We start from the raw sequence: 16969 nt of genomic DNA, 5'->3' as shown, positions 1-16969 counted from the left end.
TTGCAGGTTCAAATTCATTTATCAAAAAGCAGTCATGAGTAAAAAAGGCAGAGTGTTAGTGGCCATGAGTGGTGGGATCGACAGCACGGTATCGGCATTAATGCTTCATCATCAGGGATATGAGGTAGTAGGAATCACTATGAAAACCTGGGACTATGATAGTTCCGGGGGAAGTAAGAAGGAGACCGGCTGCTGTAATATCGACTCCTTTAATGATGCTCGCCAGGCTGCGGTGCATCACGGCTTTCCGCATTATATCCTGGATATCCGGGAGGAATTCGGCGGTGCGGTGATTCAGAATTTTGTAGATGAATACATTGCCGGTCGTACACCTAATCCGTGCGTATTGTGTAATACCCATATCAAATGGTCTGCTTTACTGAAGCGTGCCAATGCCCTGGATTGTGAGTTTATCGCGACAGGACACTATGTAAAAGTGCGTGAAGAGAACGAACGTTTTGTACTCTCCAAAGCCCGCGATCTGACCAAAGATCAGAGTTATGTGCTCTGGGGCCTGGAGCAGGACTGCCTGAGCCGCAGCATCTACCCGCTGGGTGATTACCTCAAAACAGAGGTGCGCCAGCTGGCCGCTGATATGGGCTATATAGAACTGTCTAAAAAAGCAGAAAGCTACGAGATCTGCTTCGTACCGGACAATGACTACCGCGGGTTCCTGAAACGTAATGTAGACGGGCTGGAAGCGGCTGTATCCGGAGGTAATTTTGTAGATAAAACAGGTAAAATACTGGGCAAACATAAAGGTTATCCTTTCTATACCATCGGCCAGCGTAAAGGTCTGGATATAGCCCTGGGTAAACCTGCTTTCGTAACACAGATCATTCCGGAAACCAATACGGTAGTACTGGGTGACTCTGTAGACCTGGAGCAGAACGAAATGATTGTGCAAGGACTTAATTATGTAAAATATGCCGGCATTTCTGATGGTATGGAAGCGGATACTAAAATCCGTTACAAAACGGCACCAAGCCTGAGCAATCTGTATAATGAAGAAAATGGTAATATCCGTGTGAACTTCTACGATACGGTAAGCGGTATTGCACCGGGCCAGTCAGCTGTTTTTTATGAAGGAGATGATGTAATCGCAGGAGGGATCATCCGTTCCGGAAATATTTCCCTGAAATAGTTCATAATAAAATATTTTTGATTTATCTTAGTCCCGGTTTTTAACAGATTTCAATAATGCGCAATATATTTAAAGTAGTAGCAACGCTCACCACCGGTTCTGTGTTCATGTTAGCTTCCTGTAAAAAGGAAACTGAAGCCCCATACGATAATACGAACTATTTTCCCCTGCAAACCGGAAAATACATCCTTTACGATGTGGATTCAATCAAGCATGATGACTTCAATAAAACGTCTGTTTCATATCACTCGCAGATGCGTTACGATGTTGTAGACAGCTTCAAGGATAACCAGGGCCGTCTGAGCTATACGATTAATGTAATGTGGCGCAAGAATTCAAGCCAGGAATTTGTACCGAGCGATGTAATACAGGTAACCAAAACCGCTACAGGACTGGAATGGGTACAAGGTAATGTACGCCTGCTGAAAATGATCTTCCCGGTTGCAGAAGGTGCTAACTGGAATGGTAACTCTGCCGTATCTACACTGGATCCTCAGCTGGACGAATACATGGTAGATAAGTACGGATGGAATTATAAGTATGCTAATTTAGGAGCTACATATGATCCGGGTAACAATCCGTTTTATAATACAGTTACGGTAAATGAAGTGGATGAGACAACGAATGTACCTGTTGGGGATAACTATGCAGACCGTAATTATTCTCAGGCGATCTATGCTTATGGCAAAGGCCTGATCTACAAAGAGCGTATTTATTGGTACTATCAACCTAATATTGGCTACAAGCACGGTTACGAAGTAGTAATGCGTGCAGTAGAGCAAAACTAGGCATCAATTTTATAAGATACAAAGAGGGGATTTACGATACAACGTAAATCCCTCTTTATTTATTAAAGCACTTTCTTAATGCATATTTTACCCGCCTCTGTAAATACCAGCATATTGTAATTGTAGTCGCAGATAACAGGCGATACCGTCACTGGGTCAATAGGGAAGCAAACAGTATCCTTTATCAGATGCAGGCCCTGACGATTATAGAGGGCCAGGTGATATTGATGGTCCCGGTTGTCTGCATATAAAACCCTGATGGCTTGTTTGCTTACTTTGAAATCTGCAATGTACATTTCCGGCTGTTCAAAAAGTGTACTGCTTTTATTGTTTTCAGGAACCAGGTGCAGGTCATAGGCCACTTTCAGGTTCTGCATGTCATAGATAACACCTTCCAGAGGGAGCATACAATAGTTTTTGTCATACAAGGCGATCGAGTGGTTTAACCCGTCCCGATAATGTTTTGGAGGAAGGGTAAAGGGTAATAAGCTACTTGCCTGGTACGAATTTCCTTGTTGCTGTATGGTACAGAGATATTTTCTGTCTGCCTGATACCGGTTAGCATGTCCGATTGCACTATATATTATACCCTCATATTGATACAGACGAGGCAAATAATAGTAATTACTATCTATTGTATGCAGGCTTACTGGTAATGTGCTTGTACTGATATGTCTGCCGTTTTTAGTGAACTTATTAATCGAATAAAAATAATTGACCACTATATCATTATAGATTTTAATAGTGCTGTCGACGTATTTATGTTTGCAAAGGATAAAAATGCTGTCTCCATCATACCAGAAATCTTCAATTGCATTCTTTTTAGGTACACCTAGTTTGGCCAGTTCACCCATCTCCTTTTTGTAAGACTTTGGTCCCCTGAATATATCGTAGGCCATACTGTTGATCGAATCTGTACACTCCAGCATGAAGTGGGTTTGGGTCAATAAGTGATATGCGTAAATGCGCATGCCTATACGGTCCTGTATCCAGAGCATAAGGCCTTCGCTCTGCAACCTTAGAGGGTTGATGTCCATGCTGTCGGCATTTATGGCCAGCAAAGGCTGAGACAACATATTTAATAGAGTAACTCCGGTCTGAATAAATTGTTTTAGTGGCATCATTAGTCTATGCTCCTGGTCATCCTGCAATAAGGCAATGGAGGAATAGCCTTCTGGTGCATACAGCTTATACATGCTGTCTGACCAGATATAGTTGAATCCATATTGATTCAGGTAAAAGTTCTCGGCAATATAAGCTGAATCCTTACGCAGGTTTTGTGATAGGATAATATTCCTTTTGATCTTCGGATTAAGGTGCGCTATATAGCTCATATTGCGGCTGCAGGAAGCGCAATCGTTGATGTTAAAAGCGATGAACAAATTGTTCTGTGCCAATAGGGGCCCGCAGCAGAGTAGGCATAACAGGAAATGGTAAACAACTTTCATAAATGCAGGTTAAAGACCGATCGCTGTTTACGATAAACAGCGATCGGTTTGAATAGGATATGATTCATTAATGTGCAGTAGCAGATACCGGTTCGACTGTGAACGTAGAGCCTTCATTAAAGCCCTGTTGCTGGCTTTTTCTGTTATTTTCGTTAATTGCATCGTCATTTTCTGAATAGATAATGTATTCCGTCCAGCCACCTTTACCATCAACATTATAAATTTTGTACTTGGTGCCACTTTGAAATTGCTGGCATCCGTTATTGAAATCAGAAAAGCATGGAGCCATCCCGCTACAATAAAGAGATTTTCCCATAACGTAAGCATTACCCATTTCTACGTAAGCAAATGCAATATTATTAGTTACTGTCGCTAAAATAAGGCTTAATAAAGCAAAAATCTTTTTAATCATAGATGTTATATTTTTAATGTGAAGCATGAAATTATTTACTTTTTTCTCATATTCGTGTGCGAATGATGTTATTTGAACGTTAATATATGTATTATTTTAATATATTATTGATTTGTTGAACACTATATATTAACCGCAGATTATTTCGTAAATTGTTACCATGCCGATGCATGGAATGTCTGCTTTTTTCGTTTCTTTTGCCGGAATAAATCAATGTGTATATGAATAACATCTTTGATGCAAACGTTGTACAGTCTTATCTCGATCGTTTGCAGAACTTAAAACCGGAAACACAGCCTAAATGGGGCAAAATGAATGCGCCACAGGTACTGGCGCACCTGAATGTAGCTTATGAAATGATCTTTGAACCGGAAAAACATCCGGCTCCGAAGGGTTTACGTAAACTGATGCTGAAGTGGCTGGTGAAGTCTATAGTGACCAGTCCGAAGCCATATAAAGAGGGTATGCCTACCGCTCCCAGCTTTATCATTACTGATAGTCGTAATTTTGAGCGGGAAAAAGTGTGCCTGACCGGGTTTATGCACCAGGTACAACAACTGGGTGCTGCTCATTTTGAAGGTAAAGAATCGCACTCTTTCGGTAAAATGAGTTCGGGACAATGGAATACCATGCTGGCCAAACACCTGGACCATCATTTTAAACAGTTTGGTCTCTAATTGTACAAACAGCATACAGAGCTACTCCCACATCTCTGCTTTTTATCCATCATAAAAGCCCGGTTACATCATTATGCAGGAAAAACTAAGGATATTCAAATTAACCCCCGAAGAGGCATTACGCATAGAACAGGGGAGTAATAATCCGCATTTTCACAGCTACGAAGAACTGATTATAGGAGTAAAGGGGCATCTGACCCATTTTATCGACTTCCGGTCGGTAGAGCTGGATGCCCCTTTTGTAAGCTTTATTGCCAAAGGTAAGCTACATAAGGTACAGTCCCATGCTATAGACGGGGAACTGGAGTTCTGGGTATTGCGCTTTCGCAGCGAGTTTATCCCGGAACTGATATTTCACTTATATGCCTTCTATCACGATAGTGCCAACATTATCCTGCCCAAAGATTTCTGTTTCGAACGCATGGCCAAGCTCTGTGAGATCATGCATGATGAGACCCTGGCTCCTGCACCGGATGAAACCGTGCTGCGCTACCTGTTGAGCGCCCTTTTCGCGATGATGGAAGCGGAGCGCCGCAAGCAGGACCTTGAGCACAATACAATTGTACAAACCCAGAATGAAACCTTTAAGCAATTCCTGCAATTGCTGGAGGATAACTACAAGCGGCCGCTTGGTGTAAATTATTATGCCGAAATGCTCTTTATGAGTACCAAAAACCTCAACCTCATAGCCCGAAACATCATGCAGCAAAGCATTTCCGAGATCATTGAGACCCGTAAACTGACCGAAGCAAAGCATTTGCTGGTGAGTACAGATAAAACGGTATCTGAGATCGGTTTCGACCTGGGCTATAAAGAGAAATCTTATTTTACCAATGTTTTCAAGAAGAAAAGCGGCATGACGCCGACCGAGTTCAGGGAAGAAATGAGAAAGATCGCTTCCTGATTTTACAACACTTTGTCTCAAAAGTGTAACCAGCGCATATGTTTTGTGTCGGATCTTTGCATTGTAAATCAAACGTAAATATCTAAACAAAAAAATACTATGGCAAATGTAAAATGGGCTCTGGACCCAACACACAGCGAACTGTTATTCAAAGTAAAACACCTGATGATCACTAATGTGAAAGGTGAATTCCGCACGTTCAGTGCTGCAATCGATGGTGAAGATTTTACCAGCGCTCCGGTTACAGTGAAAATCGATACGGAATCTGTATTTACCAACAACAACGATCGTGATGGTCACCTGAAAAGCCCTGATTTCTTCGATGCGGCACAATATCCTTCAATCACCTTTACCAGCAAATCGTTCAAGAAAGTTGATGATGATGAGTACACCCTGACCGGTGATCTGACCATCAAAGATGTTACCAAAGAAGTAAGCTTACAGGTTACTTATGGCGGTGTGAACAAAGATCCATGGGGTAATCAGAAAGCTGGTTTCTCTGTGAAAGGTAAGATCAACCGTACCGATTTCGGTCTGACCTGGAATGCTGCACTGGAAACAGGTGGTGTACTGGTGAGTGAAGAGGTGAAAATCGACGCAGAAGTACAGTTTGTACAGCAACCCGCCTAAAATAATTATCCTTTATACCCCTCGCTCTGCGCGGTACTGAATGAAACAGTGCCTGGATCAGCAATGATTGTCCACTAGTTTACCGGTTGATCCCGTGCAGAGCGATGTTTAAGGGACATCGCTCCTATTTTGTACCTGATTATCATGAACAGAAAGCATTTTTTAAGAACTATGGCACTTTTACCCCTGGCAGGTGTAGCGACTAAATTAGGCGCCCTGCAGACGATGACGGATACCTTTACCCCTACAGACAAAATGCCTGTTTTGTTTTTAGGACACGGTAGTCCGATGAATGCAATTGAGGAGAATGAATTTGTACAGGGATTCCGCAATGCGGCTAAAGGTATACCCAAGCCTAAAGCGATCATTTGCATCTCTGCACACTGGGAGACAAAAGGAACCATGGTTACGGCTATGGAAATGCCCAGGACAATTCATGATTTCGGTGGTTTCCCGAAAGAGCTCTTCGCTGTGGAATACCCTGCAAAAGGCAGCCCGGAACTGGCCCGTATGACCAGAGACCTGCTTACCGGAACAGATGTGCACCTCGATGACCGCTGGGGACTGGATCACGGTGCCTGGAGTGTGATCAAACATATGTATCCCGATGCAGATGTGCCGGTCATACAAATGAGCATTGACTACACCGCAAGCCCGGAAAGGCATTATGAAATAGCCCGGCAACTGGCAGCATTGCGCAGGAAAGGCGTACTGATCATTGGTAGTGGCAATATGGTACACAACCTTGGTGCAGTAGACTGGCAGAACTTTGATAAAGATAATTATGCATATGACTGGGCCCTGGAAGCCAACGGTAAAATGAAAGATTTTATCCTGAACGGCAACCATAAAGCACTGGTCGAATTCCGTAAGCAAGGCCGTGCATTTGACCTGGCCATCCCATCTCCCGAGCATTACTTACCCTTGCTCTATGTCCTGGCTTTGCAGGAAAAAAACGAAGCTACTGATCTGTTTAATGATAAGGCTGTAGCCGGCTCACTGACCATGACTTCTGTAAAAATATCCTGATGAGAATTAATGTCAATTTATAACATATAATCTTTTGGATAAGTCTCTTTAAGCCTATAGGGAAAATCGTTTTAATGCATTTATCTTTGCTCAAAATCAAAGATCTATGCAAAAAAACAAGAAGAATGCTGCAATCGGGTTTATTTTTATCACCTTACTCATCGATATTATCGGATGGGGCATTATCATACCGGTTATTCCCAAATTACTGGAAGATATGCTGCATGTTGATGCCAGCGGTGCGGCTACCTATGGTGGCTGGCTTACCTTCGCCTATGCGCTGACGCAGTTTGTATTTGCCCCGGTAGTAGGTAATCTGAGTGATAAATTCGGACGCAGACCTGTTATTTTACTTTCTTTAGTGGGCTTCTCGCTCGACTACGTATTCCTTTATTTCGCACCAACTTTTGCCTGGCTGATGGTCGGTCGTGTACTGGCCGGTATTACCGGTGCCAGCGTAACCACTGCCAGTGCCTATATTGCCGATATCAGTACAGAAAAAGATCGTGCCAAGAATTTTGGTCTGATCGGGGCTGCATTTGGTTTAGGGTTCATTATCGGACCATTATTAGGCGGACTATTGGGTAGCCTGGGGCCTAAAGTGCCTTTTATGGCAGCAGCCATTTTATGCCTGGTCAATTTCCTGTATGGTTTCTTCATACTGCCGGAGTCTCTTAGACCCGAGCTGCGTCGCCCTTTCGACTGGAAGAGAGCCAATCCTATCGGTTCCCTGCTGAGCCTGAAAAAGTATCCCGAACTGTTATGGCTCATTATTTCCCTTACCCTGGTATATGTAGGTTCTCATGCCGTACAAAGCAACTGGAGCTATTTTACCATGTTCAGATTCGGCTGGACTGAAAAAACCATTGGTATTTCCCTGGGTGTAATGGGTGTGCTGGTGGGGCTGGTACAAGGTGTACTGATCCGCTGGATCAATCCGAAGCTGGGTAATGAGAAAAGTATTTACATGGGACTGGGACTATACACCATAGGTATGTTCCTCTTCGCCTGGGCTACACAAAGCTGGATGATGTACGCTTTCCTGATCCCGTATTGCCTGGGTGGTATTGCAGGACCGGCATTGCAATCAGTGATTACCTCGAAAGTACCGGCCAATGAGCAGGGTGAGCTGCAGGGGGCACTGACCAGCCTGATGAGTGCTACTTCTATCATCGGTCCTCCGCTGATGACCAATACATTCTACTTCTTTACCCATAAAAAAGCACCGGTATATTTCCCGGGGGCTTCATTTGTGCTGGGTGGTTTGCTGATGGGACTGAGTGCCCTGCTGGCATATTACACCTTTACCCGTGGTCGCCTGTTTCATTATAACCGCCAGCTGGCTAAGAGAGAAGAAGACAAAAAGAATAGTTCCACAACCGTATAATAAACACAGAGGATTGATATATGTTACAAATCGCTTTACATAAGGTAGGTAATAAGACGAATGATGAAGGATATTTTCTATCGGATGGACTGCTGCACCTGGAGGAGGAGATAGATGCTTTATTGCAGACCTATTTCTTATCTCCCTTTAAATTCGATACCCTTTACGAATTTTATCATGAAACGCAGTTGTCGCTGAACGAAGTCTATACTTATGCACAACAGATATTTGAAGCACCGGAAACCCTGCATGAGCAATCGAGGGCCATTGCCAAGCATTTGTACCAGAAGAGTATTCACCCTAAGGTAAAGGGTGGGGAACTGTATGTGGTATACTTCCCTGACTATGTTTTTCAGGGTGAGGAAGTACCGGCAATAGGCATTTTTAAATCAGAAAATAAAGATGTGTTCCTGAAGGTGCATCCGAAAAATGATAACTTCTCTATCGAAAAACAAGAAGGTGTAAACATTAATAAACTGGATAAGGGAAGCCTGATTATTAAGCGCCCGCAGGATGAGCACCCGATTGTGGCCGTTGTTGATAACCTCAACAAATCTACCGAAGCACAATATTGGTTTGACGAGTTCCTGAAAGTACAGCAACAGCAGAATGAGTATTTTCATACCTCGCAAACCCTGTCTATGTACAAGAATTTTGTGATGGAGGATCTGCCGCAGGCCTTTGATGTGTCTAAAGCCGATCAGGCCGATCTGCTGAACCGCTCCGTGCAGTACTTTAAAGAGCATGAAACTTTCAGTATGGATGAGTTTGAGCAGGAAGTAATGGCACAGCCCGATATCATAGACCGCTTTGCGCAATATAAGCAGGGCTATGAGCAGCAGTATGAAGTGCAGGTAGAAAATGAATTTGACATCTCTGCAGCAGCCCTCAAAAAGCAGGCCCGTAATTTTAAAAGTGTGATCAAACTGGATAAGAATTTTCATATTTACATTCACGGTGACCGCAGCCAGATCGAACAGGGGATTGATGAAGAGGGGCGTAAATACTACAAGATCTTCTACGATGTAGAGCAATAAAAAAAGGAGCATTACAAATGCTCCTTTTTTTATGAATGCACCCTAAGAAACAATAACGGCCTTACGTCTATATATAGTGACATATATTCCTTATCAACCCTTATTTACCTTTTATGAAAAAACTGATACTGACCTCTTTTGCCTTTACGGGCCTTACCTTGACTGCCTGGATCATAGGGGCTACTTCCTGTGCCCGCAATACCTATAATGTACTGATCAAGAATCTCAATAGCTATCCTGTACGGTATGTTGAAGATAACGTATCCGGTTTTTCTACCCGGGAGGTTATCCAGGAATCTGATACAATCAGCTACCATCAGTTAGGTATTAATACCCAAATCGAAACCCACAAATTCCTGACTGGGATCAATCAGTTGCACCTGGGCAATCAGGCCCTGGCCTTTAAACCGGGCCCACCAAGATATAATTTCCTGGAGCAGATCCGGTCCTTTCATATCTATACCCTGAATGATTATAATGCTAGCTATCATGCTGGTGACGAGATCAGTGCCATCTGCGACTTTATGGATGAGGATAGCCGTAACTGGCTTGATGCTGCGGCGTATAATACCGTGTTGCAATCGATGAATATCGCACAGGAATATTTTGTTCCGGCCGTATTCTGCAGGTTAAAACAAGGACCTGCTGTACCGGGTAGTCAACAGCAGTTTATTACTGAACTGACGACCACAGACGGTGTTATATTCAGAGATACAACCTATACTTTTCGCATTTACTAAACCAGAGCAATATGAATATAAAGAACATCATCTGCTGCCTGACTTTGATGGGCATTGCAGCACCGGGCATCAATGCATCGGCACAGAAAAAGAAAACTACCTTTCGCTTTTTTGCTGAAGGAGCCTGGCAACAGCAAATCAATGGCATGGATATACAAGGGGCTAAAAGAGGACTGATCAGCCTGCCGGCAAAAAGCAACCTGGGCTTATCACTGAATGCAACAGGGGAGAAAAACGGATTTTATCTGCGGTTTGGACTGGGTATATTGCAGCAGCCCTCAGCATTTACCGTAACCGATCCTGAGCAACATACAGTCCTGTATCGCTCCGATTTTACCAATTATTATACTACAATAAAGGTAGGTGCAGGCATTATTGCCAAACGTTGGCAAAACGGTAGCCGTCTGGGCCTGGAATTGAACTATACCGCCCTCTCTTCCAACAATAACAAAACAGATGTTGTGCTGGTAAAGCAAGGCTATATGCTTAGCGGACAACCGGCTGAAGATGTAAGAGCGTATATCGATTATGATTATGGTGGTACAGAGCCTGTAGATCTAGGCGGTATTTTATCGCTCTTCAGTGTAACACCTGTCTATCAAAGCCGTCCGCTGTTTGGCCGCTCAGCAATAAGGGTAGGCCTGGATATTTCTACCAAAGTAGGGGCTAACCGTTATGGCAGTACCAATGCGGCTCAGGTAGCCATTTTTAAAGGAGGCGGAGATCGGACCATTATAGCAGAAGAAAAATATTTCGACCAACATTTAACTATTGGCTTACTTTTAGGACTCACTTTTTAAGAAGATTTTTATATTTGTAGCTATACTACATTGAGCATGGAACGGATACACAACTTATTGCGGAAAATACAGGATGTTTATTACCAGAAGGGCGATAAGCAAGTAATAGATATAGACCTTATGCTGGATTATACCAGGGTATTATATGCCGATCTGCTGGAATGGCGTAAAGCTACAGAAGATACTGCTGTTACGGCCCCGGAATGGCCAGCAGAGCCTGTTACAGCTGCTCACGCTTCTGAAGAACAAACAGTTGTGCAGGATGCTGAACCAACAGCACCTGAACCGACACCCGTAACCGAGCCCATTCCTGTGGTGACCAATACAGTGCAGGAGGTTATTCCTCCTGAGCCGGAACAAACGGAAGAACCGGAAGCAGAAATGCCAGTGGCAGAAGAAACTGCTGAAGCAGAAACTGAAGTTGCCGTTGCTGAAACTCCGCAGGAAGTGGTACCGCATGTAGTCGATGAAGTAGCAGAGATTACCACCGAAGAACCCGTATTGCCGGCCGAAGAAGAGCCGGTAGCTGAAGTGCAGACCATGCCGGAAGCGGAAGAAGAAGCTTTAAAGCCTGTGCTGGAACATATGGATGAACCGATCCAGTCTGAAATACACCTGGAGCTGCCTGCCGCCGCTGAAGAGCAGGAGCTTGAGCCGGTAATAGTAGCGGAGCCGGAACGGGAACGAAAATCAGCACCGGAACATAATGCTACATCCGGATATTTGTTTCAGAAATCATTTAAAGATGTACGCTCTTTTATCGGGATCAATGATAAGTACCAGTTTATGAATGAACTGTTTTCGAATAATAAAACAGCTTACGAGACAACCCTGGATAAGATAAACTTCTGTAGTACACTAGATGAAGCAGAAGAATGGATTGCCAATGAAGCGCGCGGACAATATAACTGGTCGGAAGAAGATGAAACCTATCAGTCCTTACTGACCACCGTTAAAAAATATTTTGCGTAGCTAAGTATTGCATAATACGCAGTGTTGCACCTTTGTGTTTCAGGACATATGTTAATGATGCCTGTGATGCAAAGGTGTATTTTTGTGTATCACTCTGCCATTCACGGAGTTGTGCAGCCAGCTCCTCAACATGTGTACATGATTTTGCCGCCTGGCAATCGATCAGGTCCAGCGCCTCCTGGTAGCGATCATAATTAGGTCCCCAGCACAATGCCTTGCCATATACTGCTGCTTCGATGCTGTTGTGAATGCCCGTTTTATTGAAGCCACCACCAATCCAGGCATAATCAGCATAACGATATAGATAGGCCAGTAGTCCTATTTTGTTGACGATCAGTACACGACTTGACGCAAAGCGTTCGGGCTGATCGTACAGGCAGCTTTGCGAACCGAACAGCTCTTGTATCTGCCTGATATGCACCTCGTCAATCTCATGCGGTGCCATCAGCAACTTGGTGCCTTCGGGAAGGGTGCTCAATGTTTCTGCCAGCAGTTGCTCATCGGCTGCCCAGGTACTACCAGCTACGATCACCTGATCATTGCCTTTAAATGTAGCAATCCCCTCTATTTCCTTTTGTTCAGCAGCAATAGCCATTGCCCGGTCCAGGCGGGTATCTCCCACAAGCGTACAATGGCGTACCCCTATAGTATCCAGTAACTGTACCGATAATTCGGTTTGTACAAAAAGGTGGTCGAAATAGCCCAGCATTTTACGGTGCAGCTGGCCATACCATTTAAAGAACGCATGTCTTTGCTGAAAAATAGTAGAGATAATGATTGTGTGTATCTTCTGGTTATGTAACTGGCGCAGGTAATGATACCAGAACTCATATTTGACAAATACCGCCAGTTGTGGCGCCACAGCTTTTACGAATTTCCGGGCATTGCCCGGTGTATCCAGGGGGAGGTAATAAACATAATCTGCCCCATTATAATTTTTGCGCACTTCATATCCGGAAGGCGAAAAGAAGGTCAGTACAATGCAATAGTCAGGGTAGGAGGCTTTCAGCTGCTCCAGCAGGGGCCTGCCCTGTTCGAACTCGCCCAGGCTGGCGCAGTGCATCCATATACGTTTGCGCTGTTCTGCCTGCATGTCTTTCTGAATGCGGGATAATAAACCTTTCCGTCCCTGCACAAAAAGCCGGGCTTTATTTTGAAATAAAGCCATGACAGCCGCCGCCGCAGCATACAGTTGAATAGAAAGATTATATAAGAACAGCTGCAGCAAAAACATTAGCAAGTTAACTTCAGTCCGTCATAGGCCAGGAATATCCCCTGGGGCAGCGATGCATTAATTTCATCATGCAGGCCTAACTGATGGCTGATATGGGTAAAATAAGTTTGTTCGGCCCCGATCTCCCGGGCAATCTCAATAGCCTCGTTCAGGGTGAAATGAGAAATATGCTTTTCATGACGAAGCGCATTTAAGACCAGGATTTTTGTCCCGCGGATCTTATCCATCTCTTCAGGAGCAATGTAATTGGCATCTGTAATATAAGTAAAGTCACCAATGCGGTAACCAAATACTTCCAGTTTATAATGCAGCACTTTAATTGTACGGAAATCCATACTGCCGACAGTAAAGTCCTGTCCGGTCAGGGAGTGGATAGCCAACTGCGGCAAGCCAGGGTACTGGATATTGCTGAAGGCATATTGAAACTCTCTTCTTAATATCTCTTCCGTATCCGGATTTGCAAATATGTCAATGTCTTTCTGCGTCCAGTAGTTATAGGCCCGCACATCATCCAGCCCGGCTACATGATCCTTATGGCCATGCGTAAATACAATACCGTCCAGGGTTTCTACTTTGGCCCGCAACATCTGGTAGCGGAAGTCTGGTCCGCTATCGATGACCACGCTGGTATCTTCATTTTGCAGCCAGACCGCCGATCGTAACCGGTTGTCCTTCGGGTTAGCAGAGGTACAGACCTCGCAACCACAGCCGATCATGGGAACACCCTGAGACGTTCCGGTGCCAAGAAAAGTAATATTCACAGAAAAGGTTTGAGTGTTAAAGATTTAGTTCAGATTGTACCGATCCGTTATCGTCTCCCTGCGGGCGCTGACCCAGTTGTGCATACCATTTTTGCATTTCACCGCTCAGGCTGTCTTCGTCCAGTTTAATATCAGGCAGGATCTCAATCAGTGCATTGATACGTCCTTCTGTATTTAAGAATTTATTGATCACCACCACTTTCTTGTGCTCCAGGATGCAGTAACCAGATGAAAAAGTACCTTTCTCATATCGCACAATGTACTTCGCTTCATCAAAAAGCTGTTCCATTTTTTTAAGGGTGTTTGGTGTATATTTGAAACTCATATAGATATATGCCTATGATCAGAAATATGTTCAGAATATTATCGGATAAAGGTAGTAAAGTTATCTTAATTGTACTGTTTTCTTTGGTTAATATGCCATTGACCAGCGCACAATATGATTATGATAATGCCCGCCCTGTGGGCGGACTGCTGGCCGGGGCCAACTTTACACAGGTAGATGGTGATGGGTATAAAGGGTATAACAAGATCAGCCCGGCTGGTGGCGGTATACTATACCTGCCGGTGCGTAATGCCGGATTGCCTGTTGAGGGTACCCTGGCCTGGAGCATGGAAGTGCTGTATGCCGGAAAAGGTGCGTTTGGTTCCGGTAGTGGTATCGCCACAAACGTGCAACAGCAGAAAATATCCTTGATCTATGCAGAGATCCCGTTACAGCTTAATTACTGGCGCGGGCCACGCAAGAGCATATATGGCGCCGGTTTTGCACTGGGCTACCTCGGAGCCTCAGAAGAGCAGATCAGTACTGTAAGCGGACAGGTATACAATTTTCCTTTCCGTAAACTGGATGTGAGCTTTCTCGCTACCGCTAATTTTCATGTCGGCTATGGCTTTTTTGTCTCGCCCAGGTTTCAGTATTCCCTGGCATCTATCCGTAAACCGAATGCCGCACTGAGCAGTTTCGGCAGGGATGAGCAGTTCAATAATGTGTGGAGTGTAAAGCTGATGTATTTGTTTAATGTACGTTAAAAATAAATGCCGCTCAATAGGGATGCACCGTTAAAGACATCCTAAAATCACGTCCGGCCGACTTTTGTAGTCATCGGCTTCGTTATTTTGCCTTTGTAAATGAATGACATGCCTGCTTTATGCACCGTGTAGTAAACAAACAAAAACAAACAAAATAGCAATTTTATGAAGAAGATGATTTTATCAGTAGCAGCCCTGGCCGCTGTTGCAACGACGACAAATGCACAATCAGTTAGATTCGGAGTTAAAGGAGGGGCAAACTTTTCTAACTCTATGCTGGAAAATAAAACTTCAGGCGTTACATCTCCATTCGGTGTAGGTGGTTATGCCGGTGGATTAGTAGAGTTCTCCTTCAAGAAACCAAGTGATAAATTCAAACTGCAATTAGAGGCGAACTACGATTTTTACAACCTGAGAACGAAAGCTACGGTTAATAATGCAACTGTAGTATCTATCAACCGTTTCCATTCTATCAGCGTACCACTGGAAGCAAAATATTTTATTACACCTTCTTTCAGCGTATTTGCAGGGCCTACTTTTAACTTCAACCTGGCTTCTAATACTAACCTGAAAACAGGTTCTACCCAGGGAGACAGAACAGAGACCAGCGATTACCTGAACCCATTCCAGATTGGTGGTGTGGTAGGAGCAAACTATTATATCGTAAAAGGTTTCTTTGTAGAAGCAAGATATAACTACATCGCTCCAAGACCATATGACCGTGTGTTCGGTGTGAACGATCTGGGTGCAACAAATAATATCCAGGTTGGTATCGGATATAAATTTGACAGAAGCAAGTAATTTATACAATATAAAATACAAAAGAACGGGTCGCATTATTATATGCGGCCCGCTTTTTTTATGGGACGATTATATCATATTTATTGATGCCTGCTTAAGAATAAACTAACGTTTTACTGCAGATCATTAGTCTACATTTGTATCTTCAACAAAATAATAATCAAGCAAATATGGAATATCGTAAAATGGGTAATACCGGCCTGGATCTGAGTATATTATCATTCGGTTCATGGGTTACTTTCCACAAACAGATTGATGATGGCATCTCTGACCGGCTGATGAGCATTGCTTATGAGAACGGGGTTAACTTTTTTGATAATGCAGAGGTATACGCACTGGGCGAATCTGAAAAAATGATGGGCCGTGTGCTGAAAACAAAGAACTGGGATCGTACATCCTATGTAGTATCCAGCAAAGTCTTCTTTGGCTGGAGAGGGAAAGAAAATAAGCCTAACCAGCACGGATTGGGCCGCAAACATATAATGGAAGCCTGTGATGAGGCGCTGAAAAGATTGCAGGTAGATTACCTGGATCTTTATTTCTGCCACCGTCCCGATAAGCATGTACCTATTGAAGAAGTCGTACGCACGATGAATACACTCATTCAGCAGGGCAAAATCTTCTACTGGGGTACCAGCGAATGGAGTGGTGTAGAGATCATGGAAGCCCATGCTGTAGCACAACGTCTGGGACTGGAAGGCCCTAAGATGGAGCAGCCGGAGTATAACCTCTTCAACCGCCATAAAATGGAGCAGGAGTACCTGCAGATCTTTAAAACGGTAGGTATGGGTACCACCATCTGGAGCCCACTGGCCTCCGGTTTACTGACCGGTAAGTATAACGATGGTATACCTGATGGTTCTCGCTTGTCTCTTGAAGGCTTTGAATGGCTGAAAGATAAAACCATCACCGATCAGAAATTACAGGATGTACGCAACCTGAAAAAAGTGGCCGATGAACTGGGTACCTCACTGGCTACTTTAAGCCTGGCCTGGACCATCGCCAACCCGAATGTGACCACAGCCATCATTGGTGCTACCAAAGAATCACAATTGACAGAGAATTTAAAAGCACTGGACATCCTGCCTAAACTGACGGCAGAAGTACTGGGAGAAATTGATACCATTATGGGTACCAAACCATTACATCCAGCTTACTAATAATTATAGCAAA

At 43.9% G+C, this 16969-nt stretch carries 19 protein-coding genes; 14 read left to right on the top strand and 5 right to left on the bottom strand.

All coding sequences use genetic code 11. The features are described 5' to 3' along the window. Positions 1-34: 34 nt before the first annotated feature. A complete protein-coding gene (mnmA, locus tag EMP01_RS00880; protein ID WP_129019612.1) occupies positions 35-1144 on the top strand; it encodes a tRNA 2-thiouridine(34) synthase MnmA in 1110 nt (369 codons plus the stop codon). Positions 1145-1200: 56 nt separating this feature from the next. After that, positions 1201-1932 carry a hypothetical protein gene (locus EMP01_RS00875; RefSeq protein WP_129019611.1) on the top strand — a complete coding sequence of 244 codons (732 nt, stop codon included), beginning with the start codon at positions 1201-1203 and terminating at the stop codon, positions 1930-1932. Between the two features lie 62 nt (positions 1933-1994). Here the strand turns inward: EMP01_RS00875 and EMP01_RS00870 are convergent, their stop codons facing one another. Together EMP01_RS00870 and EMP01_RS00865 are read right to left on the bottom strand one after the other, a co-directional pair. After that, the gene (locus EMP01_RS00870) at positions 1995-3380 is read right to left on the bottom strand and encodes a hypothetical protein (RefSeq protein ID WP_129019610.1); all 1386 of its coding nucleotides are present in this window, start codon (positions 3378-3380) and stop codon (positions 1995-1997) included. 67 nt (positions 3381-3447) lie between these two features. Beyond that, a complete protein-coding gene (locus tag EMP01_RS00865) occupies positions 3448-3792 on the bottom strand; it encodes a hypothetical protein (RefSeq protein ID WP_129019609.1) in 345 nt (114 codons plus the stop codon). A gap of 221 nt (positions 3793-4013) precedes the next feature. On the opposite strand from EMP01_RS00865, the gene EMP01_RS00860 reads away from it, so the two are divergent. From EMP01_RS00860 to EMP01_RS00820, 9 genes are all read left to right on the top strand, one after another. Continuing rightward, positions 4014-4469: a DUF1569 domain-containing protein gene (locus EMP01_RS00860; protein WP_129019608.1), complete on the top strand. Its 456-nt coding sequence runs from the start codon at positions 4014-4016 to the stop codon at positions 4467-4469. A gap of 73 nt (positions 4470-4542) precedes the next feature. Continuing rightward, complete coding sequence (locus EMP01_RS00855; protein WP_129019607.1) at positions 4543-5373, top strand: helix-turn-helix domain-containing protein; 831 nt, start codon at positions 4543-4545, stop codon at positions 5371-5373. 99 nt (positions 5374-5472) lie between these two features. After that, a complete protein-coding gene (locus EMP01_RS00850; RefSeq protein ID WP_129019606.1) occupies positions 5473-6003 on the top strand; it encodes a YceI family protein in 531 nt (176 codons plus the stop codon). Between the two features lie 144 nt (positions 6004-6147). Next, complete coding sequence (gene ygiD / locus EMP01_RS00845; RefSeq protein WP_129019605.1) at positions 6148-7032, top strand: 4,5-DOPA-extradiol-dioxygenase; 885 nt, start codon at positions 6148-6150, stop codon at positions 7030-7032. A gap of 106 nt (positions 7033-7138) precedes the next feature. Further along, complete coding sequence (locus EMP01_RS00840; protein ID WP_129019604.1) at positions 7139-8419, top strand: TCR/Tet family MFS transporter; 1281 nt, start codon at positions 7139-7141, stop codon at positions 8417-8419. 20 nt (positions 8420-8439) lie between these two features. Continuing rightward, positions 8440-9456, top strand: coding sequence for a nucleoid-associated protein (locus tag EMP01_RS00835; protein ID WP_129019603.1), 1017 nt, complete (start codon positions 8440-8442; stop codon positions 9454-9456). 113 nt (positions 9457-9569) lie between these two features. Then, complete coding sequence (locus EMP01_RS00830; protein WP_129019602.1) at positions 9570-10196, top strand: glycoside hydrolase family protein; 627 nt, start codon at positions 9570-9572, stop codon at positions 10194-10196. Positions 10197-10207: 11 nt separating this feature from the next. After that, on the top strand, positions 10208-10996 hold the full coding sequence (locus EMP01_RS00825; protein WP_129019601.1) for a hypothetical protein: 789 nt from the start codon (positions 10208-10210) through the stop codon (positions 10994-10996). A 36-nt stretch (positions 10997-11032) separates the two neighbouring features. Next, positions 11033-11968, top strand: coding sequence for a hypothetical protein (locus EMP01_RS00820; protein WP_129019600.1), 936 nt, complete (start codon positions 11033-11035; stop codon positions 11966-11968). Here EMP01_RS00820 and EMP01_RS00815 read toward each other — a convergent pair. The 3 genes from EMP01_RS00815 to EMP01_RS00805 form a co-directional block, all read right to left on the bottom strand. Then, on the bottom strand, positions 11949-13103 hold the full coding sequence (locus tag EMP01_RS00815) for a 3-deoxy-D-manno-octulosonic acid transferase (protein WP_161971181.1): 1155 nt from the start codon (positions 13101-13103) through the stop codon (positions 11949-11951). The genes EMP01_RS00820 and EMP01_RS00815 overlap by 20 nt on opposite strands. A 98-nt stretch (positions 13104-13201) precedes the next feature. Next, entirely contained in the window at positions 13202-13963 is a 762-nt protein-coding gene (locus tag EMP01_RS00810) for an MBL fold metallo-hydrolase (RefSeq protein ID WP_129019598.1), read from the bottom strand. Between the two features lie 16 nt (positions 13964-13979). Beyond that, positions 13980-14252: a hypothetical protein gene (locus EMP01_RS00805; RefSeq protein ID WP_237559439.1), complete on the bottom strand. Its 273-nt coding sequence runs from the start codon at positions 14250-14252 to the stop codon at positions 13980-13982. 62 nt (positions 14253-14314) lie between these two features. On the opposite strand from EMP01_RS00805, the gene EMP01_RS00800 reads away from it, so the two are divergent. The 3 genes from EMP01_RS00800 (at position 14315) to EMP01_RS00790 (ending at position 16956) form a co-directional block, all read left to right on the top strand. After that, a complete protein-coding gene (locus EMP01_RS00800) occupies positions 14315-14995 on the top strand; it encodes a hypothetical protein (protein ID WP_129019596.1) in 681 nt (226 codons plus the stop codon). Positions 14996-15160: 165 nt separating this feature from the next. Further along, positions 15161-15796, top strand: coding sequence for a porin family protein (locus EMP01_RS00795; protein ID WP_129019595.1), 636 nt, complete (start codon positions 15161-15163; stop codon positions 15794-15796). Between the two features lie 170 nt (positions 15797-15966). Then, a complete protein-coding gene (locus EMP01_RS00790) occupies positions 15967-16956 on the top strand; it encodes a potassium channel beta subunit family protein (RefSeq protein ID WP_129019594.1) in 990 nt (329 codons plus the stop codon). Positions 16957-16969: the final 13 nt, after the last annotated feature.

It is taken from the genome of Edaphocola flava (assembly GCF_004118155.1).
Classification (GTDB): Bacteria; Bacteroidota; Bacteroidia; order Chitinophagales; family Chitinophagaceae; genus Edaphocola; species Edaphocola flava.
This window is presented reverse-complemented; position numbering and strand designations above follow the sequence as displayed.